At 60.7% G+C, this 25,484-nt stretch carries 21 protein-coding genes, 1 tRNA gene and 2 pseudogenes; 7 read left to right on the top strand and 17 right to left on the bottom strand.

Annotation, left to right across the window (positions count from 1 at the left end; all coding sequences use genetic code 11):
- Positions 1-54: 54 nt before the first annotated feature.
- From AB4O36_RS10620 to AB4O36_RS10555, 14 genes are all read right to left on the bottom strand, one after another.
- On the bottom strand, positions 55-2,166 hold the full coding sequence (locus AB4O36_RS10620; protein WP_460141677.1) for a hybrid sensor histidine kinase/response regulator: 2,112 nt from the start codon (positions 2,164-2,166) through the stop codon (positions 55-57).
- Positions 2,167-2,398: 232 nt separating this feature from the next.
- Positions 2,399-5,497 carry an error-prone DNA polymerase gene (locus AB4O36_RS10615; RefSeq protein WP_460141676.1) on the bottom strand — a complete coding sequence of 1,033 codons (3,099 nt, stop codon included), beginning with the start codon at positions 5,495-5,497 and terminating at the stop codon, positions 2,399-2,401.
- On the bottom strand, positions 5,473-6,888 hold the full coding sequence (locus AB4O36_RS10610) for a Y-family DNA polymerase (RefSeq protein ID WP_460141675.1): 1,416 nt from the start codon (positions 6,886-6,888) through the stop codon (positions 5,473-5,475). Before AB4O36_RS10610 ends, AB4O36_RS10615 begins: the two co-directional genes overlap by 25 nt.
- Before the next feature lie 7 nt (positions 6,889-6,895).
- On the bottom strand, positions 6,896-7,513 hold the full coding sequence (imuA, locus tag AB4O36_RS10605; RefSeq protein ID WP_460124674.1) for a translesion DNA synthesis-associated protein ImuA: 618 nt from the start codon (positions 7,511-7,513) through the stop codon (positions 6,896-6,898).
- Positions 7,513-8,130, bottom strand: a complete 618-nt coding sequence (gene lexA, locus AB4O36_RS10600; protein WP_460124672.1) for a transcriptional repressor LexA — start codon at positions 8,128-8,130, stop codon at positions 7,513-7,515. The genes imuA and lexA overlap by 1 nt, the downstream gene beginning before the upstream one ends.
- Positions 8,131-8,327: 197 nt before the next feature.
- Positions 8,328-8,603: a DUF971 domain-containing protein gene (locus tag AB4O36_RS10595; protein ID WP_460124670.1), complete on the bottom strand. Its 276-nt coding sequence runs from the start codon at positions 8,601-8,603 to the stop codon at positions 8,328-8,330.
- Positions 8,600-9,562: a HEAT repeat domain-containing protein gene (locus tag AB4O36_RS10590; protein WP_460124668.1), complete on the bottom strand. Its 963-nt coding sequence runs from the start codon at positions 9,560-9,562 to the stop codon at positions 8,600-8,602. Before AB4O36_RS10590 ends, AB4O36_RS10595 begins: the two co-directional genes overlap by 4 nt.
- On the bottom strand, positions 9,559-10,407 hold the full coding sequence (locus AB4O36_RS10585) for an ABC transporter ATP-binding protein (RefSeq protein ID WP_460141674.1): 849 nt from the start codon (positions 10,405-10,407) through the stop codon (positions 9,559-9,561). Before AB4O36_RS10585 ends, AB4O36_RS10590 begins: the two co-directional genes overlap by 4 nt.
- A complete protein-coding gene (locus AB4O36_RS10580; RefSeq protein WP_460141673.1) occupies positions 10,407-11,189 on the bottom strand; it encodes an ABC transporter permease in 783 nt (260 codons plus the stop codon). The genes AB4O36_RS10585 and AB4O36_RS10580 overlap by 1 nt, the downstream gene beginning before the upstream one ends.
- Before the next feature lie 140 nt (positions 11,190-11,329).
- Complete coding sequence (locus AB4O36_RS10575; protein ID WP_460141672.1) at positions 11,330-12,736, bottom strand: ABC transporter substrate-binding protein; 1,407 nt, start codon at positions 12,734-12,736, stop codon at positions 11,330-11,332.
- A gap of 212 nt (positions 12,737-12,948) precedes the next feature.
- Complete coding sequence (locus AB4O36_RS10570) at positions 12,949-13,194, bottom strand: 4Fe-4S dicluster domain-containing protein (RefSeq protein WP_008060065.1); 246 nt, start codon at positions 13,192-13,194, stop codon at positions 12,949-12,951.
- Between the two features lie 24 nt (positions 13,195-13,218).
- Positions 13,219-14,961 carry a fumarate reductase/succinate dehydrogenase flavoprotein subunit gene (locus AB4O36_RS10565; RefSeq protein WP_460141671.1) on the bottom strand — a complete coding sequence of 581 codons (1,743 nt, stop codon included), beginning with the start codon at positions 14,959-14,961 and terminating at the stop codon, positions 13,219-13,221.
- Positions 14,958-15,710, bottom strand: coding sequence for a GntR family transcriptional regulator (locus AB4O36_RS10560; RefSeq protein WP_460124657.1), 753 nt, complete (start codon positions 15,708-15,710; stop codon positions 14,958-14,960). Before AB4O36_RS10560 ends, AB4O36_RS10565 begins: the two co-directional genes overlap by 4 nt.
- Before the next feature lie 217 nt (positions 15,711-15,927).
- A complete protein-coding gene (locus AB4O36_RS10555; RefSeq protein WP_460141670.1) occupies positions 15,928-16,815 on the bottom strand; it encodes a Dyp-type peroxidase in 888 nt (295 codons plus the stop codon).
- A gap of 163 nt (positions 16,816-16,978) precedes the next feature.
- On the opposite strand from AB4O36_RS10555, the gene AB4O36_RS10550 reads away from it, so the two are divergent.
- Both AB4O36_RS10550 and AB4O36_RS10545 read left to right on the top strand, forming a co-directional pair.
- On the top strand, positions 16,979-18,604 hold the full coding sequence (locus tag AB4O36_RS10550) for an NADP-dependent glyceraldehyde-3-phosphate dehydrogenase (RefSeq protein WP_460141669.1): 1,626 nt from the start codon (positions 16,979-16,981) through the stop codon (positions 18,602-18,604).
- Between the two features lie 67 nt (positions 18,605-18,671).
- Positions 18,672-19,691, top strand: a complete 1,020-nt coding sequence (locus AB4O36_RS10545; protein ID WP_460142131.1) for an FUSC family protein — start codon at positions 18,672-18,674, stop codon at positions 19,689-19,691.
- A 2-nt stretch (positions 19,692-19,693) separates the two neighbouring features.
- Here AB4O36_RS10545 and AB4O36_RS10540 read toward each other — a convergent pair whose 3' ends face one another.
- Positions 19,694-20,587, bottom strand: a complete 894-nt coding sequence (locus AB4O36_RS10540) for a DMT family transporter (protein WP_460141668.1) — start codon at positions 20,585-20,587, stop codon at positions 19,694-19,696.
- A gap of 135 nt (positions 20,588-20,722) precedes the next feature.
- Here AB4O36_RS10540 and AB4O36_RS10535 point away from each other — a divergent pair, with 135 nt between their 5' ends.
- Positions 20,723-21,160 (top strand): Lrp/AsnC family transcriptional regulator, encoded by a 438-nt coding sequence (locus tag AB4O36_RS10535; RefSeq protein WP_460124645.1) that lies wholly within the window; start codon positions 20,723-20,725, stop codon positions 21,158-21,160.
- A 68-nt stretch (positions 21,161-21,228) separates the two neighbouring features.
- Here the strand turns inward: AB4O36_RS10535 and AB4O36_RS10530 are convergent, their stop codons facing one another.
- Positions 21,229-21,900, bottom strand: coding sequence for a Bax inhibitor-1/YccA family protein (locus AB4O36_RS10530; RefSeq protein ID WP_064677351.1), 672 nt, complete (start codon positions 21,898-21,900; stop codon positions 21,229-21,231).
- Positions 21,901-22,023: 123 nt separating this feature from the next.
- Between AB4O36_RS10530 and AB4O36_RS10525 the strand changes: the two genes are divergently transcribed.
- Positions 22,024-22,111, top strand: a tRNA-Ser gene (locus AB4O36_RS10525).
- 419 nt (positions 22,112-22,530) lie between these two features.
- Here AB4O36_RS10525 and AB4O36_RS10520 read toward each other — a convergent pair.
- Positions 22,531-23,711: pseudogene (locus AB4O36_RS10520) on the bottom strand (IS3 family transposase).
- 53 nt (positions 23,712-23,764) lie between these two features.
- Here AB4O36_RS10520 and AB4O36_RS10515 point away from each other — a divergent pair.
- The 3 genes and pseudogenes from AB4O36_RS10515 to AB4O36_RS10505 all read left to right on the top strand — a co-directional run.
- Positions 23,765-24,028, top strand: a pseudogene (locus AB4O36_RS10515) (sunset domain-containing protein); the annotation flags it as partial.
- A 34-nt stretch (positions 24,029-24,062) separates the two neighbouring features.
- Positions 24,063-24,449 (top strand): hypothetical protein, encoded by a 387-nt coding sequence (locus tag AB4O36_RS10510; protein WP_460124639.1) that lies wholly within the window; start codon positions 24,063-24,065, stop codon positions 24,447-24,449.
- Positions 24,450-24,900: 451 nt separating this feature from the next.
- Positions 24,901-25,224, top strand: coding sequence for a hypothetical protein (locus AB4O36_RS10505; protein ID WP_460124636.1), 324 nt, complete (start codon positions 24,901-24,903; stop codon positions 25,222-25,224).
- Positions 25,225-25,484 lie beyond the last annotated feature (260 nt).

Here is a 25,484-nt window from a genome sequence, read left to right as displayed (position 1 = left end):
CCGCGAGCAGGCTCGCTCCCACAGTGAAGATTGCGCAACCCTCAGGGATGAGTTTCAGCCATTAAGCACCGTACGTACCATTCGTGTCAGCGCTTCAGGGCGATAAGGTTTGCTCAGCAAAAAGGTATCGGGGCTGAGCTGGTGGTTGCGCGAGATCATGTCACGGGTGTGGCCGGAGGTGAACAGCACCGCCACCGGCGGCAGCTGGACCTTGGCCCAGGCAGCCAGGTCCGTGCTTTTGATCAGGCCGGGCATGACCACATCGGTGAAAATCAATTGCACGGGCGCCCCTTCCAGCAACATCTGCATGGCGACATCGGCGTTGGGGGCAGTCAGGACCTGATAACCCTCCTCCCTGAGCAGCTCGACCGTCGAGGTCCGCACGGCCTCATTGTCCTCGACCACCAGGATTGTCTCGTCTCCACCGTACTGGTGCACTTCGTGGGCGCTCGGTTCACAGGGCAGTGCGCGTCGGCTGCGCGGGAAATACAACTGCACCCGCGTGCCTTCACCCTCCACGCTCGACATTTCGATATGGCCGCCGCTTTGCTTGACGAACCCGAACACCATGCTCAAGCCCAGCCCAGTGCCCTTGCCATCGGGCTTGGTCGTGAAGAACGGCTCGAACGCCTGGGCGAGCACCTGCTCGGGCATGCCCATACCGTTATCGCGGAGGGCGACGCGAACGTAGTCCCCTTCCGTAATGCCCTTGCCGGCGCAGAATTCACGGTCGAGCGAGACATTCTGCGCGGTCAGCTCTATCAACCCTTCGCCCTGCATGGCATCGCGGGCGTTGATCGCCAGGTTGAGGATGGCGTTTTCCAACTGGTTACGATCCACATGGATGTACCAGGCGTCTTCCGGCAAACAGATGTCGATCTGAATGGTCTCACCCATTGTCCGTTGCAGCAGCTCGCCCAGCCCTTCGAAAATCTGCAGCGGGTCGCACACTGCAGGTGACAAAGGCTGGCGGCGAGCAAAAGCGAGCAATTGAGTGGACAGTTTGGCGCCGCGCTCAACGGCGGCAATCGAGGCCGAAACCCGGCGCTGCACGTTGGCGTTATCCGGTTCGTGGCGCGCCAGCAAGTGCAGATTGCCAGCGATCACTTGCAGAAGGTTGTTGAAGTCATGGGCCACGCCGCCGGTGAGCCCACCAATGGCTTCAAGTTTCTGCGACTGGCGCAATTGCTCCTCTGCCGCCAGCCTCGCCTGCACTTCATCGCTGACGCGCTGTTCCAGATCGCGAGTGAATTTCAGTAGGGATTCTTCGGCGGTCTTGCGTTCGTGAATGTCGATCAGCACACCGGGAAACCGAAACGGTTTGCCCTGCTCGTCAAACTCACAGCAACCGCTGGCCTGTACCCACCTATAACTGCCGTCAGCACGCATCACCCGATATTCGGCGTTGTAGGGTTCGCCGTTGGCGACTGACTGGTCAACTCGTTCGCTGACCCATGCCCGATCATCGGGATGAATGCGGGTTTCGGCGAAATCGATGGGCAGATTGCCCAGGTCCTGTGTGGACGGATAGCAGAAGGTCCGGGCGAATCGTTCATCCGCCGAAAGACGGTTTGCCTTGAGGTCCCACACAAACGAGCCCAGCAAGGCGCCGGCGTTCAACGCCAGGCGCACCCGCTCATTGTCTGCACGGTAAGCCGCCTCCGCTTCCTGGCGGCGGCGCTCGGAAATCACGTGGTCGGTGGTCTCGACCACAATCGCCATGACCCCGGCGGGTTTGCCGTTGTCATCGGACACCGGGCTGTAATAGAGGTCCATCCAGACGTCTTCAGGCACGCCATCGCGCAGCAGCACAAGCTCTTTGCTGTGGTACGTCAAAGTGCCGCCGGCCAGGCAGGTATTGACCACGTGGCGGTTGAACTCGGCGACCTCCGGCCAGCCCAGCTCGACCGGAGCGCCCAACAGATAAGGATGACGCCCACCGGCAAAGTCCGAATAGGCGTCGTTGTAGATCATGTACCCCTGATAGCCCCACAGCATGACGATCGGTACAGGCGAGGCCAGCAACATCTGCACGGCGCTACACAGGCTGGCGGGCCAGGTATCAAGTGGTCCCAGTTCGGTGTGGCTCCAGTCGAACGTGCGAATCCGCCCGGCCATTTCCCCCCGCCAACCCTCGCACCCATGGCTATCGTCTAGAAATTGCATCGACTGATTCTGAGTCCCTGTGATTGACGCCCGTTTGTTTCGAGCATTGGGCGCGGGAATGGTTTCATAGAGATATCGCTGAATCTTTCGGACACTGCGCCCCCTGTAGGAGCGAGCATGTCGAGGCGTCGAACCGTCGCGATGGTCGTCAACGATAACGATGGGGTCAGGATACCAGCGTTGTCTGGTCTTCCATCGCGAGCATGCTCGCTCCTACAGGGGGGGATCGTGGTCAGTGAAAATCCCGACTCCGCACATCCATGCCATCGAGCAACTCACTCAAGTCACTCAGGCGTCCGGCGATCAGGTGGCGTACTTCGCCCTCTTTTTCCCAACGCCCATCGACCTTGAGTAATTGCGAGCCCACCAGCACCTTGCGCTGACGCTCGGCCAGGTCTCGCCAGACCACCACGTTGACGTTGCCGAACTCGTCTTCAAGGGTGACAAAGGTCACGCCACTGGCCGTGCCCGGCCGCTGACGCCCGGTCACCAGCCCGGCGATGCTGACCGGACGCCCATGCTCGACCTCCAGCAACTCCCTGGAACTGCGGCAACGCCGGGCTTTGAGTTCGCCCCGCAACAGTGCCAGCGGGTGCGGTCCGAGCGTGGTGCCAAGGCTGTTGTAATCCGCCAGCAGGTTTTCGCCCACCGTGGGTTTGGGCAGCGTCACGACGATTTCTTCCTGGCTCGGCAAACCGGCGAACAAGCCCAACTGCTTCTGCACACCCGCCACTTCCCAGCGGGCGCGATGACGGTCCCCTGCCAGCCCACGCAAGGCGCCGGCATCGGCCAGTTGTTCCTGCGCACGGCTATCAAGCTGCGCCCGCTCTCCCAGATCGGCAATGTCGATAAACGCGCCCATCGACCGCGCGACTTCGATACGCCGGGCATCGTCTTCGCGAAATCCCTTGATCATGCGCAGGCCCATGCGAATCGCCGGCTGCCCGCCGCTGACCGCTTCGAGGCTGCAATCCCAGTCACTGGCGCGCACATCCACCGGGCGAACCTGCAAATGATGCCGACGCGCATCCTGCAAAATCTGATCGGGGCTGTAGAAACCCATGGGCCAGCTGTTGATCAGCGCACAGGCGAAGGCTGCCGGTTCATGGCATTTCAACCAGCAACTGGCGTAGGTCAGCAAGGCAAAACTGGCGGCGTGGGACTCGGGGAAACCGTAGCTGCCAAAACCCTTGATCTGCTCGAAAATCTGGGTGGCAAATTCGGCGGTGTAACCGTTTTTCTTCATGCCAGCGGCCAGCCGCTCCTTGTGCGGTTCCAGCCCGCCATGACGTTTCCACGCGGCCATGGAGCGGCGTAATTGGTCGGCCTCGCCGGGGCTGTAGTCGGCAGCGACGATGGCGATCTGCATCACCTGTTCCTGGAACAGCGGCACACCAAGCGTACGTTTGAGCACCACTTCCAATTGAGGCGATGGATAAACTTCGGCTTCCTGTTTGTTTCGCCGTCGCAAATACGGGTGCACCATGCCGCCCTGAATCGGCCCCGGACGGACGATGGCCACCTGAATCACCAGGTCGTAGAAGGTGCGGGGCCTCAATCGCGGCAGCATCGACATCTGCGCCCGCGACTCGATCTGGAATACCCCGACGGTGTCGGCGCGGCTGATCATTTCGTAGGTGGCCGCATCTTCGGAGGGGATCGTGGCCAAGGTCAGATTCTGATTACGATGGCGCCGCAGCAGATCGAAACAACGGCGAATCGCGCTGAGCATGCCCAACGCGAGGATATCGACCTTGAGCAAGCCGACCGCGTCGAGGTCGTCCTTGTCCCATTGAATGATCGTGCGATCGGCCATGGCGGCGTTTTCCACCGGCACCAGGGTGTCCAGTGGCTGCTCGGAAATCACGAAACCGCCGGGGTGCTGTGACAGGTGCCGGGGGAAGCCGATCAGTTGATCGGTCAGGGTCAGCACCCGGCGCAGCACCGGACTTTGCGGGTCGAAACCGGCTTCGAGCAAGCGTTCTATCGGCGGTGTGTTATCGCTCCAATGGCCGCAGCAATCGGCCAGCGCATTGATCTGGTCCGGTGGCAGCCCCAAAGCCTTGGCCACATCGCGCACCGCCCCGGCGGCGTGATAGCTGCTGACCACTGCGGTCAGCGCGGCGCGGCCGCGACCATAACGGCGGAACACGTATTGCAGCACTTCCTCGCGGCGCTCGTGCTCGAAGTCCACATCGATGTCCGGGGGCTCGTTGCGCTCCTTCGACATGAAGCGCTCGAACAGCAACGTGGTGCGGTCCGGGTCGATCTCGGTGATGCCCAGGGCGTAGCAAACCGCCGAGTTGGCAGCCGAGCCTCGGCCCTGGCAGAGGATGTGCTGTTCGCGGGCGAAGCGCACCACGTCGTGCACGGTGAGGAAGTAACTTTCATAGCCGAGTTCGGCAATCAGCTTGAGCTCCTTGCTGATCTGGCGCAGCACCTTGGTCGGCGCACCTTTTCTCCAGCGCCAGGCGATACCCTCCTTGGTCAATTGCCGCAGCCAGCCGGTGGCGCAATACCCCTCGGGCACCAATTCCTTGGGGTATTGATAACGCAACTGGTCCAGATCGAAAGTGCAACGCCGGGCCAGGTCCACCGAGGCCTGCAACAACGCGGGCGGATACAGCTCGCGCAACAGTTCCAGGCTGCGCAGATGCCGTTCGCCATTGGGGTGCAGGCGCAACCCGGCGTCGGCCACCGGCAGATGATGGCGGATCGCGGTCATGGTGTCCTGCAAGGCGCGGCGACCACGGCAATGCATGTGCACATCGCCGCTGGCCACCGGCGGGATGTCCACTGCCCTCGCCAGCGCCAACAACTGGTTGAGCCGACGGTGATCGTCCTGACCGCGATGCAACTGCACCGCCAACCACAGGCGCTCGGCAAACACCTCTTTGAGCCAGCGGCCCGGCGCCGGGTCATCGAGCGCATCGGGCACCCACAGTGCCAGCAACCCCGGCAAAGGCGCGTCGAAGTCACTGCGCAAAACCTGGTACTGGCCCTTCTGCGTGCGTCGCCGCGCCTGGGTGATCAGCCGGCACAGGTGCTGATAGCCTTCGAGATTCTCCACCAGCAACACCAGTTTCGGGCCGTTTTCGATCCGTACTTCGCTGCCGATAATCAGCGGCAGCGCCACGGACTTGGCCGCTTGCCACGCACGAACGATGCCCGCCAACGTGCATTCGTCGGTGATCGCCAAGGCCTGGTAGCCGTGCTTTTTCGCGCGCTGGAACAACTCCAGGGCGCTGGAGGCGCCGCGCTGGAAACTGAAGCTGGACAGGCAATGCAGTTCGGCATAATCGGGGCTCATGCGAACCAGCCCTGCAACCACAACGGGCCGTCTTCACCGACCGCCCGGTAGGCCCAGCCTTGCTGGCCGGCGCGGGTTTCGATCAGGTAATAATCGCGGCGCACGTCGTCGCCGTCCCACCAGCCGGATTCGATGCGTTCGGGGCCCATGAGGATGCGTGTCGAGGCTTCGTGCACCGCTTGCGGTTCGGTCAGCAGCCAGCCCGGACGCTGCACACCGGGCAGCCCGGGGCAACGTTGAGGGTCGTTTCCGGCCTGCCACGTGCACTCGGGCCGGTGATCGGCCTGGAAGCGCAAGCCGTGCACCGCGTCATCGCCCAGCCGGGCGCGCAGACGCTCGCGCAGTTGCTCCCAGGGCAAGGATTGCTGTGGGCGTTCGTCGAACAGCTCCTGATACTGCGGCACGAAGGCCGGCAAATCTTCGGCGCGCAAACGAAAACCGCGCACCGGGGCCTCGACCTGCACCTGTTCCAGTCGCCCCCGGGCCAACTCGAAGAGCATCGCCGCATCACGCTCGGCACTGAGCAGGCCGACCTTGATCACTCTGTCCGGTAACCCGGCGTGCTCAAGGTGCAGGTCAAAACGCTGCACGCCACTGTCTCGTCCACAGAGAAATGCCGAGAGGTCGCCAGTCAAGCGACGCAACGGAAACAACAGCGCTTGATGGGATTGCACGTCGAAGTTCAGTTCGATGCGCACATCGAAGCGATCCGGCGGCAAGTAGAACGCCAGCGCCAACCGGCGCAGCCCCAGCAAGGCGTCCAGATGCTTGAGCACCTGCGCCTCGAAACGCCGGGCGAGGCTCTGTCGAGGTAAACCCAGCACCTGGTTCAAGGTGCGAAGCCCCATACGTGACAACGCAGTGGCGACATTCGCCTCAAGGCCGATGCGGTCGACGGGCAATGGCCCCAGGTGGCGCTGCAAGGCTTGATCGTCGGGCACCACCAGCCCGTCATAGGCATTGGCCAGGATTCGCGCCGCCACCGGGTTGGGGGCCGCAACGATGCGATGGCGAAAGCCCAACTCGTCGAGCTCGGCGCGCAAACGTGCTTCCAATTGCGCCCAGTCGCCGAACAACCCCAGGCTGGACTCGATTTCGAACACCACCGTGCGCGGGTAATGCACGCTGACCTGGGAACTGAAGCGATAGGCCCAGGCCGCCAGGAATTGTTGCCAATGCTCGATGTGTGCGGCGTCGTATTCAGCGGTGGCGAACCCTTTGCTCAGCGCCTGGGCGGCGGTCATCGACTGGCCGGGGCGCAGGCCCAAGGCGCGCGCTTGAGCGTTGACCGCCTGCAATACGCGGCGCTGTGCCGGGCCGGTCAGCAGTGCCAGCGGCTCATCGGGGTCGGTGCGCTGACGCAGTACCGCGTCCAACGCCAATTGCGGGAATAGAATGCATACCCAACGCATGGCAACCTCAATGCCCTACGGCAAAGGCGATCGGCGCCGAACGGGCCAGCCCGCCCCGGCACTTGAGTACGCGTAACTGCGCAGGCCGGGCATCGATGGCAATGCGCAGGGCCGCGGGTGACGGGTTGATCGCCTCCTGGATCGAGCGGTAGGCAAAGGCCAGGGTCGAGCCGGTTTCCGCCGCCACCTGCAAACGCCGCAACGCGCGGTCATCGGCCTTGTTCGGCCAGCACAGCACAGCGCCACAACTGCCCGAACGCAGGCATTGTTCCGTGGCCCACAAGGCATCACGCTCGCTGGCCTGAATGATCGATAACTGACGCAGATCGATCCCGGCATTTTCCCAGGCCTGGGGATACGGCACGAACGGCGGCGCCACCAGCACGATCCGCTCGCCCGCGTCCGCCAGCCGGGCCAACGTCGGCCACACCAGTTGCAACTCACCGATGCCCTGCCCGGCCAGAAGGATTTCGCTCAATGCCGCTTCCGGCCATCCGCCCGTGGGCAACGCCGCATCCAGCGCGGCGTGCCCGGTGGGTTGCGGGCTGACGGTGGGCGGCGCAGGCCGGCCCTTCCAGACCTGGCCGCCATTGAACAGCGTGTCCAGCGCGACGACGGCACCCATCAGCCTTGCCTCACCAAACCGCAGAACACCCCTTCGATGGCGAGGTCCTGGCCGGGCTCGACCACGATCGGCTGATAAGCCGGGTTGCGCGGCAACAGGCGCACCGTGTCACCCACGCGCTCGAAGCGCTTGATGGTCACTTCGCCTTCCAGGCGTGCGACCACGATCTGCCCGTTGATGGCCTCGGGGCTACGGTGCACGCCCACCAGGTCGCCATCGAGAATGCCGTCCTCGATCATCGAGTCGCCACTCACCCGCAGCATGTAGTCCGGGGTCCGGGAGAACATCGATGGATCGAGCAGCAGGTGGTTATGGATCTCGGCATCGGCGCCGATGGGCGCACCTGCGGCCACTCGGCCGAGCACCGGAATGTCCAGCAATTCGGGACGTGCAGGCAGGCCGAGCAATCGAATGCCCCGGGCCTGATTCGGGTTGACCTCGATAAAACCGGCCTCGGTCAGCGCCAGCACATGCTTGCGCGCCACGCTGCGCGAGGCAAAACCAAAGGCCTCGCTGATCTCGGCGAGGCTCGGTGACTGACCGTGCTCGGCGATTCGCTCGCGGATAAAGGTCAGGATGGCGGTACGGCGGGGAGTTAAAGTCGTCATGGAGTACATTTGTACTCTTTTGCGATTTTTCTTACAAGAATTTGTCGATGAGCTGTAGGAAGCTGTTTTTTTGGCGAGGCTGCTATCGTCATCGCGGCGGTGCGACGATTCGACAAGCCCGCTCCCACAGTGATCGGTGTGGGAGCGGGCTTGTCGAATCGTCGCACCGCCGCGATGAGGCCAGTTCATTCTTCACAGGCAGTGGATCAAGTCAGGTCAGCCAGGTACGCCCACGGATAAATCCCACGCTCATGCCCATCGCTGAAGACCAACTGCAGCCCATACCCCTGCGGATTCAACTCAACCACCCGCACACGCTCATCCACCATCGGCGGCGTGCCGCGCAACCGGAATGCCCGGCACTGTGAGCATGGGCACTGGCGACGCAGGTCGGCGTGCGCCAGCAGCTGTTCGCGTCCATCCGGCCAGCTCAGGCGCAACTGTTGGCGGCTTGTCGAATTGCCGATCGCCGAGGGGGTCATTGCAATTGACTCAGGGCAATGCGCACGGCCTTGCGCACTTCGGGGTCGCCATCGTCCTGGGCAGCCTGCAAGGCGGCGATGGCGCCTTTATCGTTAAGCTCACCGAGGGCCAGCGCGGCTTCCTTGCGCAGATTGCTGATGCGATGACCGAGGGTTTCGATCAACGCGTCCAGCGCCGCAGCGAATCGCAGACGGCCAAGGCTGCGGGTTGCGCGCAAGCGTACTTGCCAGTAATCGTCGGTCAGCGCCGCGATCAATGCCGGGCCGGCATCGCTGTGGCCGACCTTGCCCAGGGTGGTCGCGGCCTCTTCGCGCACTTGCCAGGCCTGATCCTGCAAGGCCTGGCGCAATGCGGGCAGCACCTGTGCATCAGACGCCAGCCCCAGCGCCCCGGTGGCGGCGCGGCGCACTTCGGTGTCCGGGTCAGCGCTGGCCAGTCGAGCCAGCGCCGGCACTGCATCGAGTTGCTTGAGCCAGCCCAGCACGCCAACCGCCTCGCGTCGGACGCTGGCATCCTCGTCGCTCAATGCCACCGCCGCCGCTGGCGCCGCCTCGGCGAAGCGCAATTCGCGCAGTGCACGGAACGCGGCGACGCGCACACTGACGTCGGCATGCCCGGTCCAGGGCAGAATCACCCGTCCTGCCGCCTCGCTCTTGAGCAGGCTCAAGCTCTGCGCGGCGGCAGCCTGCACCGCCGGCGCCGGATCGGTCAGGGCCTGGCACAACGCCTCGACCACCGGCTCATCCTCCCAGGCTTCGAGCAAGCGTGCGGCTTCGGCGCGGACTTCCTCGGTCGGGTCTTCGGCCAGTCGATTGACCAGCCACAGCAAACCGTCCGGCTCCTCAAGGTCGGCCAGTTCGATCAGGGCAATGCGGCGCACACCGGGGTCGGCATCGGTCAGGCGCGGTTGCAGGGCAAGAATGTCGTCGTTGTCGGTTACATCGAATAGAGAAGTCATAGGGCAAATCGCGGCAGTTTGTGTTCAAGGGGAAGGCCAAGCGGGTTCAGGCGTGGTAACTGCCGCCCCTCCTGGTGGTGCAGCAGTTCGAGGCAATGACGCTTGAGGCGCGAGAACTCGTGGCTGGTCACCAGTTCGGTGGTACGGGGCCTTTCAAAGTCCAGGCGCAAGTCTTCGATGATCCGCCCCGGACGCGAACTCATCACCAGCAGGCGGTCGGCAAGGAACAGCGCTTCGTCGATGTCATGGGTCACGAACACCACGGTGGTACGAATCTGTGTCCAAATCTTCAGCAGCAGTTGCTGCATGTTCAAACGGGTCAGTGCATCGAGCGCGCCAAACGGCTCATCCATCAGCAACAGGCGCGGACGGTTGACCAGCACCCGGGCAATCTCCACCCGTTGCTGCATGCCGCCGGAGAGCTGGTCCGGCCAGCGCTCGGCAAATCCTTCAAGGCCCACCAGGGCGAGGATGTCATCGGCCGCCCGGCGCCGTTCGGCCTTGCCGATGCCGCGCATTTTCAGGCCGAACGCCACGTTGTCGCGCACGGTGCGCCAAGGGAACAGCGTGTGCTGCTGGAACACCATGCCGCGCTGCGGTGAAGGGGTCGACACGTCGGCACCGTCGACCTTGAGGCTGCCGGCGCGTGGTTGCAGATGCCCGGCCAGTGCGCCGAGCAACGTGGACTTGCCACAACCGGACGGCCCGAGAATGCACACGAACTGCCCCGGTTCGATCTGGCAATCAAGGCCCTGCACCGCTTCGAACGCGGCACGGCCCTCACCGAGGCTGATCGACAAACCGCGAATGTCGATACGCCCTTCAGGTTGTTCAAATAGGCTCATCAGGCTTTTCCTCGTGGTCGATGCCAAGGCGTGAACATCCCGCCCACGCGTTTGATCAGCAGACTACTGCCCATCCCGAGTACGCCAATCAGCAACATGCCGACCACGATGTCGGGGTAGTTCTGGATGGTGTAGGACTCCCAGGTGTAATAACCGATGCCGAACTGGCCGGAGATCATTTCCGCAGTCACCAGGCAGAACCACGACGTGCCCATGCCAATGGCCAGGCCCGTGATGATGCTCGGCGCGGCACCCGGCAGGATCACTTCGCGCAACATCGCCCAGCGCCCTGCCCCCAGGCTTTTCGCCGAGGCGATCAGGCGCGGATCGACGCCTTCGACGCCATGCACGGTGTTGAGCAGGATCGGGAACAAGGCGCCGGTGAAGGTGATGAACACCATCGACAGTTCCGACGAGGGAAACATCAGGATCGCCAGCGGAATCCATGCCACGGCCGGGATCGGGCGCAGCACTTCCAAAGGTGGCAGCAACAGGTCTTCGGCCCACTTCGAGCGACCGATGGCCAGGCCCAGGCCGATGCCGATGACCAGCGCCGCGAGGTAACCGGCGAATACGCGGCTGAGGCTGCTGCCCAGATGCTGGGCGAGCTTGCCGGAGTCACCCAGGCCCAGCGCCGCTTCGACGACGGACCAGGGCGTGGGCACATTGGCGAAGGTGACCAGGCCAAGGTTCCAGTGATGGCTGGCGGCGAGCTGCCAGAACAGCAGGCAGAGCAGGAGTGAGATGGCCCTGGGGAGCCAGCGTTTGAGTGATCTGAACACGGCATGTCCTCTGAACACAGCCCCCTGTAGGAGCGAGCATGCTCGCGATGGACGTCAACGATAACGCTGGCTGCCTGGCGCCCAGCGGTGCCCTTGAGACCATCGCGAGCATGCTCGCTCCTACAGGGAAGGGTCGTTGGTTAACGGGTCGCCACGGCCTGCGTGGTCGCGTCGGTGAAGTCGAACACCTTGCCGCCCTGGGCCGTGGCGAATTGCTGGGCCTGGCCCTTGAGCAGGAACGCGCTCAGGCGGCCTTTGGCATCACTGGCAAACCACGCTTGATCGGCCAGTAGCTTGATCCCGCTGTCACTCGCCTGGGCATACACCGCGCGGATGTTCTTGCCTTCCTGCTTGAGGCTGGCCAACGCGGTGAACGCCGATTCCGCCGAAGCGTATTGACGAACTTTCGGTTCGCCGCGCACCCAGATCTCGGCCACATGCTTGAAGTCGGTGATGGGTTTGCCGCTGGCGGCATCCAGGGCCTTGAGCGGGGTCTGGGCGTAGTTGGCCAACTGCGCGCTGTAATCCAGGTTCGATGCCTTGAATGCGGCGCGGATGTATTGATCGTCGATAAAAGTGTTCAGGTCCAGGCCGCGATCAGCCTTCTTCAACAGCTTGAGGGTATCGATCGCGGTGCCGACGGCCTGACGGTATTCAGGCTTCCAGCTCAGGTCGCGGGTCTGCACACCAAGCGGGCCGTGGAACAGGTAGTTGACCTCGGCATCGACACCCGTGACCTTGGCAATCAGCTCGCTGTACTTCTCTGGCTCATCGGCCAGCAACTGGTTGGCTTCGATGCTGGCGCGCAGGTAGGCGACGACGATCTCCGGGTACTTTTTGGCGTAGGCCTGATCCACCAGCGCGCCATGGAAAGTTGGCGCGTTGGCCTGGGAGCCGTCGAAGATCTTGCGGGCAAAACCCCGGCTGGTGAACAGTTCGGCAAAGGGCACGAAGTCGGCATGAGCATCGATCTTGCCAGCCTGCAATGCGGAGCCCGCCACTTCCGGCGCCTGGGCGATAATGTTGACGTCTTTGAGTGGGTCCCATCCCTGATCCGCTACGGCCCGCAGCAACATGCCATGGGCCGTCGAGGCGAATGGCACGGAAAGGGTCTTGCCCTTCAACTCCGCCAGTGACTGCACGCTTGAGGCGCTGGGTACGACGATGCCATTGCCGCTGCCCTTGATGCTGCCCGACAGCACGTTGATGAACAGGCTGTGCTTGCCGGCGGTTTCGAAAGCCACGCCATTGAAGGAGCCGGGGAAATCGGCCATGGCGCCAAAGTCGAGTTTGCCGGCGACCATCTCATTGGTCAGTGGCGCGCCGCTGGTGAAGTTTTTCCAGACCACGTCGTACTTGGCGTCCTTGTACGGGCCGTCGTGGGGCAGGTATTTGTCCAGCAGGCCGAGTTCACGAATCAACAGGCCGCCGGCGGCGCAGTTGATGGTGGTGTCCTGGGTGCCGATGGCAATGCGGATAGTTTCGGCCGAAGCCGACAGGGTGAACGAAGCCAGTACCAGACCGGCGAATGCTGCGCGCAATAACATGGGTGTATCCCCTCGAATCATTTTAAGTGTTCGTCTCCGCCACGATCAGGGCGTGGTGGGAAACGAGGGGTGTTTTTCAAGCATGCGTCCCGGGGGTGGCCGGGTGGCGGTTTCTCGGGTGTCTGGGCGGGCCTCATCGCGGGCAAGCCCGCTCCCACAGTTGATCGCATGCCCCTGTGGGAGCGGGCTTGCCCGCGATGGCGCCCTGTCAATCACCGCAACAGGTAGGGGATATCCACTTTCACCGCCCCCGTCGGGCAGTCCTTCTCGCACGGCATGCAATACCAGCACTCATCGAACGCCATGTAGGCTTTCTGGGTGGCCGGGTTGATCGCCAGCAAGTCCATCGGGCAAACGTCGACGCACACGGTGCAGCCTTTGTGGGCGATGCACAGGTCTTCGTCGACCGTGACCGGTGCATTGGAGCGGAAGAAGATTTCCTGGGGTTGATAGGCCATTTCACGGTCTCTCTTTTTAGGGGCTCAGGCCGCAAAGGCGCCGACGCGAAGGCGGTCATAGGCCTGCATTTCCTCGGCATCCAGCGGGATGATGTAGGGCTCGACGGCTTTCTTGAAACTGCTCATCTGACCGTTTTCATCTTTTTTCAGATGGCAATGGCAGAACCAGTCGCCGTCGTTGCGTTGCGGATGATCGACCCGATAGTGGTAAAGGCCCCAGCGACTTTCCGCGCGAAACAACGAGGCACGGGCGGCCATTTCGGCGCAGTCGCGGATCATGCTGACTTCCATGGCGCGCATCAGTTCGTGGGCGTTGTGCGCCTTGATCTGGTCCAGATCACGCTGGATGTCACTGAAGCGTTGCAGGCCGATCTGCATCTTCTTGGTGACCTTCGGCGGTTGCAGGTAATCGTTCACGAAGCGGCGCAGCTTGTATTCGACCTGGGCCGGCGGCAGGCCATGCTCACGATCCAGCGGCGCATAGACCCTTTGTTTTTCCGCCTCAACCTGCGCGGCGTCGACCGCAGAAAACTCGCGACCGGCCACAAAGTCCGCCGCGTTGTGGCCGGCAAACCAGCCATAGGTGAACGCACCCAACATGTAATTGTGCGGCACCGCGGCCATGTCCCCGGCCGAGTACAACCCCTTGACCGACGTCTCTGCCTTCTCGTTGACCCACACCCCGGACGCCGAATGGCCGCTGCAAAAACCGATTTCGGAAATGTGCATCTCGACCATCTGCGTACGGTAGTCGGTGCCGCGATTGGCGTGGAACTGACCACGACTGGGTCGCTCATTACTGTGCAGGATCTCCTCGATGTTCTGGATGGTTTCCTCGGCCAGGTGATCGAGTTTGAGGAACACCGGGCCGTTGCCGCTTTCGAGTTCCTGGTGGAACTCCCACATCATCTGGCCGCTCCAGTAATCGCACTCGATGAAGCGCTCGCCCTTGTTGTTGGCGGTGTAGCCGCCCAGGGGACCGGTCACGTAGGCGCACGCCGGGCCGTTGTAATCCTTGATCAGCGGGTTGATCTGGAAGCATTCCAGGTTCGCCAGTTCTGCCCCGGCGTGATAGGCCATGGCGTATCCATCGCCGGCATTGGTCGGGTTTTCGTAGGTGCCCATCAGGTAACCCGAGGACGGCAGCCCCAGGCGCCCGGCTGCACCGCAGGCGAGGATCACGGCCTTGGCCTTGATCACATGGAAATCGGCAGTGCGGCAGTCGAAGCCCATCACGCCGTTGACCGCGCCCTCCTCGTCCTTGAGCAACCGGGTGCACACCAGGCGATTGGTGATGCTGACCCGCGCCCGCTTCAACTGGCGGTACAGGACTTTCTTGATGTCGTGACCTTCGGGCATCGGCAGCACATAGGCGCCCATGTGGTGGACTTTCTTGACCGCATAGTCGCCGGTCTCGTCCTTCTCGAACTTCACGCCCCAGCGATCCAATTGCTCGATGGTTTCGAAGCTGTGCGTGGCGTAGGCATACACCGCCGCCTGGTTGACGATGCCGTCGTTGGCGATGGTGATTTCCTTGGTGTACTGCTCAGGCGTGGAATGACCGGGAATGATGGCGTTGTTCAGGCCGTCCATGCCCATGCTGATCGCGCCGCTGCGCTTGACGTTGGCCTTGTCGATCAGCAAAACACGCAGGTCGCGGTTGCGTTCCTTGGCCTTGATCGCCGCCATGGGCCCAGCCGTGCCGCCGCCGATCACGACGATGTCGTATTCCTGTTCCAGGGTCGCTCTTGTCACGGAATGGGTCATGCCTGCTCCCCTTTTTGCCGGTCGATACGCAGACGGTACTGGAAGGCATCGCCGCGATAGTAAAGGTGCTCGAAGTCCACGGGCTGGCCGCTGGCGTCATGGGTCAGGCGTTCGATGCGCATGATCGGCGAGCCCGCTTCAACGCCCAGCGCCTGGGTCAGGTCGCTGTCGGCGAGCACGGCGTCGATTGCCAGGTCAGCGTGACCGAGCGCCAGACCGCAGTCGTTCTCCAGGATCAGGAAGATGTCGCGGGTGACCAGATCGGCCTTCTCCAGTCGCTCGCCAATGGCCTTGGGCAAGTAGGTGATTTCCAGCGAGATCGGCTCGCGGTTGATCAGGCGCACTCGCTTGACCTGCGCCACGATCTCGCCCTCGGCCACCCGTAAACGCTCGGCCACCAACTTGTCGGCGGCGATGAATTTGAAACTGCGCAGGCGGTTGATGACTTCGTAGCCCCGACCGGTCATGGATTCGGCAAGGCCTTGCAAGGTGCTGACGTTCTGAAAGGTTTTCGGCTTGGCGACGAAGGTGCCCTTGCCGTGGATCTTGAATATCAACCCTTCCTTCTGCAGATCACCCAGCGCCTGGCGCACGGTGATGCGGCTGACCTTGAACAAGGCACCCAACTCACTTTCAGAAGGCATCTGGCTGTCCTGCGGGTACTCGCCGTCGAGAATGCGAGCACGCAGCACGTCCCGTAGTTGGGTGTGCAGCGGAACACTGCTGAGGGATAGAACGTTATCGGTCATGGGCTGATCACTTGTTATAACGAGTTATGACGTGATCTTATGGTTCTAATGACCGTGGTGAGAAATACCGTTTGAGAATAAGGTTAGAGCAGTGTTCTTCGACCTGTAGGAGCGAGCTTGCTCGCGATGGCGGCCCCGGCACCGCGGGGTGTCAGGTTGCCAGCGTCATCATTGACGACCATCGCGAGCATGCTCGCTCCTACAGGGGATATGAGTGTCAGTGAAGGTTTAATGCACTCAGGTTCAGGCGCCCATCCTTGAGCGGCGGACACCAGTAGTACCCGCCCGTGATCGGGCGGCTGATGCGATACAGGCCGTCGGTGATGCCATCTTCCAGACCGCTCATGCGCCGCAGTTGCGCTTCGAACGCATCCAGGGAGAAGCCGAACGCCAGGAACATCAGGCCCGCACGATCGCCTTCGATCCATGGCATCGAGCGGCGCACCACGAACGCTTCGGGGGCGAAGCTTTCCTGGGCGGTGCGTTTGACGTGAGCGGAGACCGGTGCGTCGTCGATCTCTTCGTTGTCGGCCAGGCGACGACCCATGATGTTGTCTTTCTCATCCGATGGCAGTGCATGGAAACCTTTCAGATCATGCTGCCACTGCTGAATCGCCGCGAAGCTGCCGCCCACCAGGCCTTCACCGCCCACGCTCGCCAGTCCGGCAGCCACCGCCGCTTCGTCGTGAGGGTTTTCGGTGCCATCTTCGTAGCCCGTCAGGTCGTGGCCGGTAAGGTGGCGAAACGTCTCGTTCATTTGCACCAGGCGCAGCGCCGGTGCCAGCGCCGCTTCGATGGCGGTGCTGCGATTGAGCAACTCGCCGCGGTCGACGCCATGCAACCAGCACCACAGCGCGTGTTGGGTCGAAGGGTTGTCGACCCCCACACCGGTCAACGCCGGGAATGGCCGCAGACCTTCGATCTGACCGTGCAACGCTTTGACCAGGGATTCACCGAAACCGACCACCGCCGACTTGCCGTCCACCAGTTGCATCAATTTGTCGAGCGCAGCCGGCACTGCATCGACCGATTCCAACGCGAAGAACATATGACGGGCCTGAGGTGGAACGGGGGTGGCGAGAATGCCCGGCTGGTAGTAACTCATATGAACTCCTTAAGAATGAACGGCAAGTTTACTCGCAGCACCCGTGGTTGTGGGCGATCGCGGCAATAGATCGCGGCAACATGACATCCAGGCTTAAAAAGTCTGACCAATAAGGCGTATAACCTCTGAAGTGAAATTGAACGGCCTCACATGGAGTAAAAACATGACCACAGAACATATCCTTGGCAACCTGTTTCCCGACTCCAGCGACATTCCGGAAAAGTACCGTCTCAGCGGCCCGACCGAGCAGCGCGAATACCTGGTCGATGGCCAGCTCAAGACCTGGTCGGGCGCCCTCGCCCAGGTGCGCAGTCCGGTGTACCTCACCGGCGAGAACGGCGATGAACAAGTGATTCTGGGCAGTACCCCGCTGCTGGATGCCGACACCGCACTGACCGCCCTCGACGCCGCCGTGCGCGCCTATGACCGTGGCCAGGGCCTATGGCCAACCATGCGTGTGGCCGAGCGCATCCAGCATGTCGAAACCTTCCTCGCCCGCATGCGCGAACAGCGCGACGCCGTGGTCAAGTTGCTGATGTGGGAAATCGGCAAGAACCTCAAGGACTCGGAAAAGGAATTCGACCGCACCTGCGACTACATCGTCGACACCATCAACGCGTTGAAAGAACTCGACCGCCGCTCCAGCCGCTTCGAACTGGAACAGGACACCCTCGGCCAGATCCGCCGCGTGCCGCTGGGCGTGGCCCTGTGCATGGGCCCTTACAACTACCCGCTGAACGAAACCTTCACCACGCTGATTCCAGCATTGATCATGGGCAACACCGTGGTCTTCAAACCGGCCAAGCTCGGCGTGCTGCTCATTCGGCCGCTGCTGGAAGCCTTCCGCGACAGCTTCCCGGCCGGGGTGATCAACGTGATCTACGGCAGCGGTCGCGAAACCGTCAGCGCCCTGATGGCCAGCGGCAAGATCGACATCTTCGCGTTCATCGGCACCAACAAGGCCGCCAGCGACCTGAAAAAACTGCACCCCAAACCGCACCGCCTGCGCGCCGCCCTGGGACTGGATGCGAAGAACCCCGGCATCGTGCTGCCGGAGGTGGACCTGGACAACGCCGTGAGCGAGGCCGTCACCGGTTCGTTGTCGTTCAATGGCCAGCGTTGCACCGCGCTGAAAATCCTATTCGTCCATGAAGACGTGGTCGAGTCATTCATCGAAAAATTCAACGCCAAACTCGCCACCCTCAAACCCGGCATGCCTTGGGAAAGCGGTGTGGCCTTGACGCCGTTGCCGGAGGCAAGCAAGGTCGATTACCTGCACGGGCTGGTGGCCGATGCCATCGACAAGGGCGCCCGCGTAGTCAATCCAAACGGTGGCGAGTCGCGCGCGTCATTTTTCTACCCGGCGGTGCTGTACCCGGTGACGCCGCAGATGCGTGTGTACCAGGAAGAACAGTTTGGCCCGGTGGTGCCGATCGTGCCGTACAGGCATCTGGACACGGTGATCGACTACGTCCTGGAGTCGGACTTCGGCCAGCAATTGAGTATCTTCGGCACCAACCCGGTGGCGGTCGGCCGGCTGGTGGACACCTTCGCCAACCAGGTCGGACGGATCAACCTCAACGCTCAGTGCCAGCGCGGTCCGGACACCTACCCCTTCAACGGGCGCAAGAACTCGGCCGAAGGCACATTGTCGGTACATGATGCGTTGCGCGTGTTCTCTATCCGTACGCTGGTGGCGACCAAGTTCCAGGAGAACAACAAGGAACTGATCAGCGACATCATCAGCGGGCGCAACTCCAGCTTCCTGACCACCGATTATATTTTCTGAGGAGCACAACCTGAGTACGTCCATAACCCAACGACTGCCACCCTTGGTGCGCCGGGTATTGCGTCCGCTGCTGGACCCGTACCGGCGCTACCGCCATGCCAAATTCATCCACGCGGTGCGCGTGTCGCTGGGGTTGTTGGCAACGATCCTGCTGACCACCGGCATCAACCTTCCCCACGGCGAGTGGGCGTCGGTGACCATGCTGGTGGTGATTGGCGGCTTGCAACACCACGGCAACATCGGCAAGAAAGCCGCCGAACGCGCGATCGGCACCCTGCTCGGCGCGTCTATCGGCCTGCTGCTGGTGGTGCAACAGGCCTGGCTCGGCCTGCCGTGGCTGACCTATTTCGCCATGGCGGTGATTTGCGGTTTTTTCTCCTACCACGCCATCGGCAAGGGCGGATACACGGCGCTGTTGGCGGCAATCACCGTGTTCATCGTCGCCGGGCATGGCGACAATCCGGTCTCCGATGGCTTGTGGCGCGGGGTGGACATCTTGATCGGGATAGGCCTGGCCCTGGCGTTTTCCTTCGCCCTGCCCCTGTATGCGGTTTATTCCTGGCGCTACAACCTGGCCGATGCCCTGCGCGATTGCGCGACGATTTATGGGCGCATCATCAATGGCCAACCTGTCACTGATGACGAGCACGTGAGGCTGATGAATCGCTTGAACGTGGTGATGGTGCAATTGCGTTCGCTGATGCCCTCGGTGTCCAAGGAAGTGAAGATTTCCATGAATGAGCTCGACGCCATCCAGCGTCACTTGCGCCTGTGTGTCAGCACCCTGGAGATCCTCGCCAACACCCGACCCGACGCCAACGACCCAAACGCCATGGCTCATCTGCAATCGGCGCTGAAAGCGGAGCATCGACTGATCCGCGTGCAACTGGTCGGCATGGCCCGGGCGCTGAAATCCGGGGCCTTCCAGCGATTGTCTCGCCCGATTGAACCGCCGGCGGACGCGAGCCTGGATACGCAGGTCGATCATCCGCTGGACGGCTACCGTTTGCTGAGCCGTCAGATGGCCAACAATATCGGCGAAATGCGCCAACGCTTGGCCAAGACTGCGCCGCGCTGGAGCATCTGATGTCATGGGGTGACGGCGCGGCGAAACTTCAGGCTCCAACCTTGCTGCATACCGGCAGCGGCCAGCAGAATTGCCGCCACCCCGATCCATTGCAGCATTTGCAGTTGATGACCGAAGGCAAACCAGTCGACGAAAATCGCCGCAATCGGGTAGATGAACGACAACGCGCCGGTCAGTGCAGTCGGCAGCTTCTGGATCGCGCCGTATAGCAGCACATACATCACGCCGGTGTGCACGATGCCGAGGGTTACCAGACTGGCCCATGCGCTCGGTGCTTGCGGCAACGCGGAGAAATGCGCAAACGGCGCCAGCAGCAACACGCCAGTGCTGACCTGGACCAAGGCAATCAAGTGCGGTGGCGTGCCGGTCAGGCGCTTGATGATCAAGGCGGCAATCGCATAAAGGAACGCCGCGCCCAGCGCCAGGGCAATACCCAGCAAGTAATCATTGCCCGCCTCACCCTGTTCGCCATGAGCGCTGACGATCGCCAGCATCCCCAGAAATGAAACGCCCAGCCAGATCAGCTTCTGGAGGGTGATCTTTTCGTTGAGAAAGAGCGCAGCCAACCCCACCAGCATGAACGGCTGGACGTTGTATACCGCCGTGCCGATGGCAATCGAGGCGCGTGAGTAGGAAGCGAACAACAGCACCCAGTTACCCACAATCGCCACCCCGCTGAGCACCGCCAACAGGAACGTGGTGCGGGTCAGAATGCCCGGGCGCAGGAAGCCAAATGCCGCGCAGATGAGCAACAAGGTGCCGGCGCCGAACAGGCAACGCCAGAACACCACATCCAGCACCGGCTGGCCGGATACCAGTACAAACCAGCCAATAGTCCCGGAGATCAGCATGGCGGCGGTCATTTCGAATGATCCGCGACGTAGGTTGTTGTCCATCATCAGGCTCCTGTGTGTGAGCCCAAAGTATGCCGATTGGGCGCAGGGCTTCTCCAGAGCAAAAAGAAGGCTAAAATCTGGCTCTGCCTTTCTTATGAAGGCTATTTCGATTAATTGCCTTACAGGAATTGAGACATGACCGACGACATCGACCAAGTGCTGATTGCGGCCCTCATGGAAGACTCACGGCGCTCGCTCAAGGCCTTGGCAAGCATCAGCGGTCTATCTTCGCCCAGCGTTGCCGAGCGTTTACGACGCCTTGAAGAACGTGGCGTGCTCAAGGGTTATACGGTGGAGATCGACCCTAAATGCTTCGGCTATCAACTCCAGGCCATCGTGCGCATCCGCCCCCTGCCTGGACAGTTGCACGAAGTGGAGCGGCAGATTCAGGCCATCCCCGAGTTCACCGAGTGCGACAAGGTCACCGGCGACGACTGCTTCATCGCTCGCCTGCACGTGCGCTCTATGGAACAACTGGACACCCTGCTCGACCGCCTCAACAGCCACGCCGAAACCAATACCGCCATCGTCAAGAAAACACCGGTCAAACGGCGCTTGCCACCGATGGCGTGAGTTCCGGTGTGAATCGCAGACAAGAAAAAACCCGCTGCGAAGCGGGTTTTTTCATTCATGGACGATGATCAATCGTCGCGGCTCATGATGCCGAAGATCTGCAACAGGCTGATGAACAGGTTGTAGATCGATACATACAGGCTGATGGTCGCCATGATGTAGTTACGCTCGCCGCCGTGAATGATGGCGCTGGTCTGGAACAGAATGCAGACCGACGAGAACAGCACGAAACCTGCGCTGATCGCCAGTTGCAGGCCGCTGATCTGGAAGAAGAAGCTCGCGACCACAGCGCCCAGCAACACGAAGAAACCAGCAGTGATGAAACCACTGAGGAAGCTCATGTCCTTGCGGGAAATCAGCACGTAGGCGGACAGACCGCCAAATACCAGTGCCGTCATCGCAAATGCCGAGCTGACCACTTCCGCGCCGCCCTGCATGCCCAGGTAACGGTTGAGGATCGGGCCGAGCAGGAAACCCATGAAACCGGTCAGGGCAAACGCCGACACCAGGCCCCACGCGGAATCACGGAGTTTGTTGGTGAGGAAGAAAAGGCCGTAGAAACCGATCAGCACCACGAAAATGTTCGGGTAGCCAACACGCATCTGCTGTGCGACATACGCCATCACACCGCTGAAAGCGAGGGTCAGGGCCAGCAAGCCGTAAGTGTTGCGCAGGACGCGGCTAACCTCTAGCTGCTCAGCCTGCACGCTGTTATTAACTGCGTAATCCTGTTCGCGCATGGCGACACTCCTGTTGGTTTGAAACGTTCAGTCGCAAAGATCATAACAGACGCTCTGTAACAAGCTATGGAGAGAGTTTGACAGTGTGTTTCATTCAGGTATTATGGCGCCCGCAACAGATCTGGAGGTGTGGCCGAGTGGTTTAAGGCAACGGTCTTGAAAACCGTCGACTGTAACAGGTCCATGAGTTCGAATCCCATCGCCTCCGCCATATTTGCACTGAAAGGCCCCATTTTATGGGGCCTTTTTGCTTTCTGGGCTTTCTGTTCCCCCATCTGTTCCCCCACTTTGAATTTCTGCCGCAATGATCGGTTGTGGACCCTGAAAAGGTGGACTGCCGCCTCCTAATAGCACAGGGTTTGAAAATCATAATCCGGCCCTCACTTAGCAGAACAGCTGAAATCTGTTTCCAAAGCGTCTTCAGCACTCCCCCATTCGCGACTTTTTGACTACCCGAACGCTCATTAAGGTCAGCTCACAACCAACCTCAGCCTATTGAGACCGGTACTACAGGGCGATTTTTCGATTGCCGAGAATGTCAGATCCTGGCTGAAATCCGCCTGTCGCGAAGGGGCCGCTCTAAGCCAAAAACGCGCAAAATATTCTGATTCAAAGTCCCACGTGTAGTGGTCAACTAATCACGGACACGACGTTAAGTTTTTTCTCGGCCTGAGCTGGGGCCAGTCCGTTGTTGAATTGGTGCGGTCTAATCCAGTTGTACCGATGCATCAGGTAATGACTGATGTCGCGGTGCGCTTCTTGAGCTGTCATGTAGCCCACGGTCGGTATCCATTCAGTTTTCAAGCTGCGAAACACACGCTCCTTCGGCGCATTATCCCAACAGTTTCCGCGACGGCTCATGCTTTGGCGCATGCGGTAACGCCAGAGCCGTTGGCGAAACTGGCGAAACTGGCGAAACTGGCGACTGCCATATTGGGCGCCCTGATCCGAGTGAAACAGCAGCCCTTGAGGCCTGCCGCGCTGTTCGTAAGCCATGTCCAACGCCTTGATGACCAGATCCGCATCCGGCTTGTTTGACAGCGCCCAACCCACAATTCGGCATGCGTAGAGATCCAGAACGACAGCCAGGTAATGCCATTTCCATTGAACCCAGATGTAAGTGATGCCGCCACACCAGACTTGATTCGGCGCCGGCACATCAAACTCTCGATTCAAGATGTTCGGAATGTCAGGCCGCTCAACCGTCGCCTGTTTGTAGGCATGTGATCCAGGTTGTTTGCTAACCAACTCCAGCTCCCGCATCAGGCCACGCAGCTTGAACCGCCCGATTTGCTCACCGTCTTCCTGCATCATCGACACGATGCTGCGGCTACCGGCAGCGCTTCGCCTTTGCGTAAACAGTTCGTTGACCCGACTGCGCAACCGAAGCCGCTCAACGTCCGGAGTTCGGCGCCTGAGGCGGTGGGAGTAGTAACACGAGCGAGTAATGTCAAAGACTGTGCAAAGCCAATCGACCGGCTCTTGGGCGCTCAGTTGATCAATCAGCGCGTGCGCTCGTGCTGTTCTGACATCAAGAGCGCGGTAGCCTTTTTTAAAATGGATTTCTCCCGTTCAAGGCGAGCGATTCGAGCTTCCAATTCCTAGATTTTCTGCTGCTCAGGCGTCAGCGCCTTACTCTGCGGAGTAACGCCGTTGCGCTCCTGCTGGAGTTGATTAACCCAGCGACGCAACGCGGACTCGACCACCCCAAGCGAGCGGCTGGCTTCGATATGGCTATAGCCTTGATCGAGCACGAGGCCTGCGGCCTCGCGTTTGAATTCAGCGGAAAAGGAACGACGTTGCTTGGTCATCAGACACCTCTATCTGGCGAGCATTCTCGCCTAAATGGGTGTCCGGTTTCATTAGACCACTACAGGCAGGCTACAAGACGGTTGGAGATGGGGTCGTCGCCTTGGCACCTGCTCAACACAACCGCCCTACCTCAACGCCCACCCAAATCTCGACAGTCAGCGCAGGTTCAATCGTTGGCAACCGTAACAGCCATGTTTATCACCTGGCTGAAGGCTGCCCGGGTTATTCGCAGGTGGCGCTGAAAAATCAAATTGCATTCGGTTCCGAGTCCGAAGCGCAAGCAGCGGGATATCGCAAAGCGGGTAACTGCAGATAGAAAGGTGAGGACGACCTCGACTAGGTAGACAGCCATGATCGGCGTTTTACCAAAGAGCGAAATCAATGAGCTGTTGGCGATGGCGCAAGCAGACGGTCTGACGCTGACCGACCTTGCCCGCATTTGCCAAGCGTTCAACATTGCACCCAAACAAGTCCTGAACGAGCTATCTGTTGCGGTTGCAGGAGGCTATTTAGATGGCTCGCTAGCCTACGAATTCTGTGACGATGTCATGAACGGGATCATCAATGCCGTAGTTGAAGTGAGCATGACTGAGGACATCCCTCAGCCCGCCTTTTTGCTTTATCAAGCTTTCGATCAAGGTGAATGGCTGCGCAGTGACGACCCACTTGGTACTGACACCGGTGAGAATTACACGAAGCCCTTGGTCGTGAAAATCATGCAAACCCTCAAAGGCTAGCTCACAGATCGACTGATCACTTTATCCCGTTTGGGCGTCTGCAATTGGCCGAAAGGCGCTGTTCCATGCAAACACTTCAGAGCCGATCCGGTAAGACTTCAAGGCTCACATGGGACGCCACGCGGGGCAGCGGCGGACATCACAAAAAAGCAGATCTACGTCAGATTTGTTGAGCCAAAACGCGAGGATCATCCGGTTTCCAGAGCGAGCATTACGATCGTCTACCATTCGAAAACGTCGTGGCGGTGTCTCTCGTTGACTGGCAAAGCTATCACTATGAAAACGCGCCAGGCGCTTGCGAACTGCTAGAGAGCGACCCCTTCTCTACTGAGACTATCAGCCTCAGCGGCGCAACCGATATCGACGCTCTGGGGCCAGCGACTCTGATTGCTCAGCCTCAGGCTCAGAGATACCCTTTCTTCTGCTTACAGATAGGCGCGGCCAACAAATCATGTCTAATTTCTATTCCATTCAAATCACGCCAGAAAGACCATTACCGGCCTTCTATTGCATTGCTGAACATCTATGGGGAACCGGATGTGATGTAGACTCTGACGGTGACTGCGCAGGTTCAGATGATCGCAAATGGACGGAACTGACATTGTCGCTTCGAGGCACATCAGGAGAACGTATCGACATTGACCCGCTCTCGCTCATGCCTCTTACCCTCATAATCCGTTCATCGCACGTCATCCTCTGCCAAAGAGCGGCCGACTACATCGTATCTGTTTCCGGCGGCACTATCGGCGCAGCTGTTAACGTCAAGAAGGTATGAGTGCGGGGAAACGAGGCTTAAAGATTTCCGGCAGGTGAAGAACCTATAAGTGAGCCCCCTTAGTGTTTTTACACACTCTGGGCCAGAAGCAGTCGTTCACAGAAGGCAGCTTTCGGCTCAGCGCTGCCGGTTGCCACTGACAGGCAATGGCCGACAGCTAGCGGTCATGGACGGTAGGAACCGCCCCTTTGCAACCGCCGGGCAAAGAGCAAGCATTTCCAAATAGTTGCCCTATTGTCTCAAGGGCAACTCACGCGGAT

It is taken from the genome of Pseudomonas sp. S2_E01 (assembly GCF_054668365.1).
This window is presented reverse-complemented; position numbering and strand designations above follow the sequence as displayed.

Bases quoted from the DNA above. Each gene is read 5' to 3' on its own strand.
- AB4O36_RS10620 (WP_460141677.1), bottom strand. From the start codon at position 2,166: ATGCAATTTCTAGACGATAGCCATGGGTGCGAGGGTTGGCGGGGGGAA.
- AB4O36_RS10610 (WP_460141675.1), bottom strand. From the start codon at position 6,888: ATGCGTTGGGTATGCATTCTATTCCCGCAATTGGCGTTGGACGCGGTA.
- imuA (WP_460124674.1), bottom strand. From the start codon at position 7,513: ATGGGTGCCGTCGTCGCGCTGGACACGCTGTTCAATGGCGGCCAGGTC.
- lexA (WP_460124672.1), bottom strand. From the start codon at position 8,130: ATGTACTCCATGACGACTTTAACTCCCCGCCGTACCGCCATCCTGACC.
- AB4O36_RS10595 (WP_460124670.1), bottom strand. From the start codon at position 8,603: ATGACCCCCTCGGCGATCGGCAATTCGACAAGCCGCCAACAGTTGCGC.
- AB4O36_RS10590 (WP_460124668.1), bottom strand. From the start codon at position 9,562: ATGACTTCTCTATTCGATGTAACCGACAACGACGACATTCTTGCCCTG.
- AB4O36_RS10585 (WP_460141674.1), bottom strand. From the start codon at position 10,407: ATGAGCCTATTTGAACAACCTGAAGGGCGTATCGACATTCGCGGTTTG.
- AB4O36_RS10575 (WP_460141672.1), bottom strand. From the start codon at position 12,736: ATGTTATTGCGCGCAGCATTCGCCGGTCTGGTACTGGCTTCGTTCACC.
- AB4O36_RS10570 (WP_008060065.1), bottom strand. From the start codon at position 13,194: ATGGCCTATCAACCCCAGGAAATCTTCTTCCGCTCCAATGCACCGGTC.
- AB4O36_RS10565 (WP_460141671.1), bottom strand. From the start codon at position 14,961: ATGACCCATTCCGTGACAAGAGCGACCCTGGAACAGGAATACGACATC.
- AB4O36_RS10560 (WP_460124657.1), bottom strand. From the start codon at position 15,710: ATGACCGATAACGTTCTATCCCTCAGCAGTGTTCCGCTGCACACCCAA.
- AB4O36_RS10555 (WP_460141670.1), bottom strand. From the start codon at position 16,815: ATGAGTTACTACCAGCCGGGCATTCTCGCCACCCCCGTTCCACCTCAG.
- AB4O36_RS10550 (WP_460141669.1), top strand. From the start codon at position 16,979: ATGACCACAGAACATATCCTTGGCAACCTGTTTCCCGACTCCAGCGAC.
- AB4O36_RS10540 (WP_460141668.1), bottom strand. From the start codon at position 20,587: ATGGACAACAACCTACGTCGCGGATCATTCGAAATGACCGCCGCCATG.
- AB4O36_RS10535 (WP_460124645.1), top strand. From the start codon at position 20,723: ATGACCGACGACATCGACCAAGTGCTGATTGCGGCCCTCATGGAAGAC.
- AB4O36_RS10530 (WP_064677351.1), bottom strand. From the start codon at position 21,900: ATGCGCGAACAGGATTACGCAGTTAATAACAGCGTGCAGGCTGAGCAG.
- AB4O36_RS10510 (WP_460124639.1), top strand. From the start codon at position 24,063: ATGATCGGCGTTTTACCAAAGAGCGAAATCAATGAGCTGTTGGCGATG.
- AB4O36_RS10505 (WP_460124636.1), top strand. From the start codon at position 24,901: ATGTCTAATTTCTATTCCATTCAAATCACGCCAGAAAGACCATTACCG.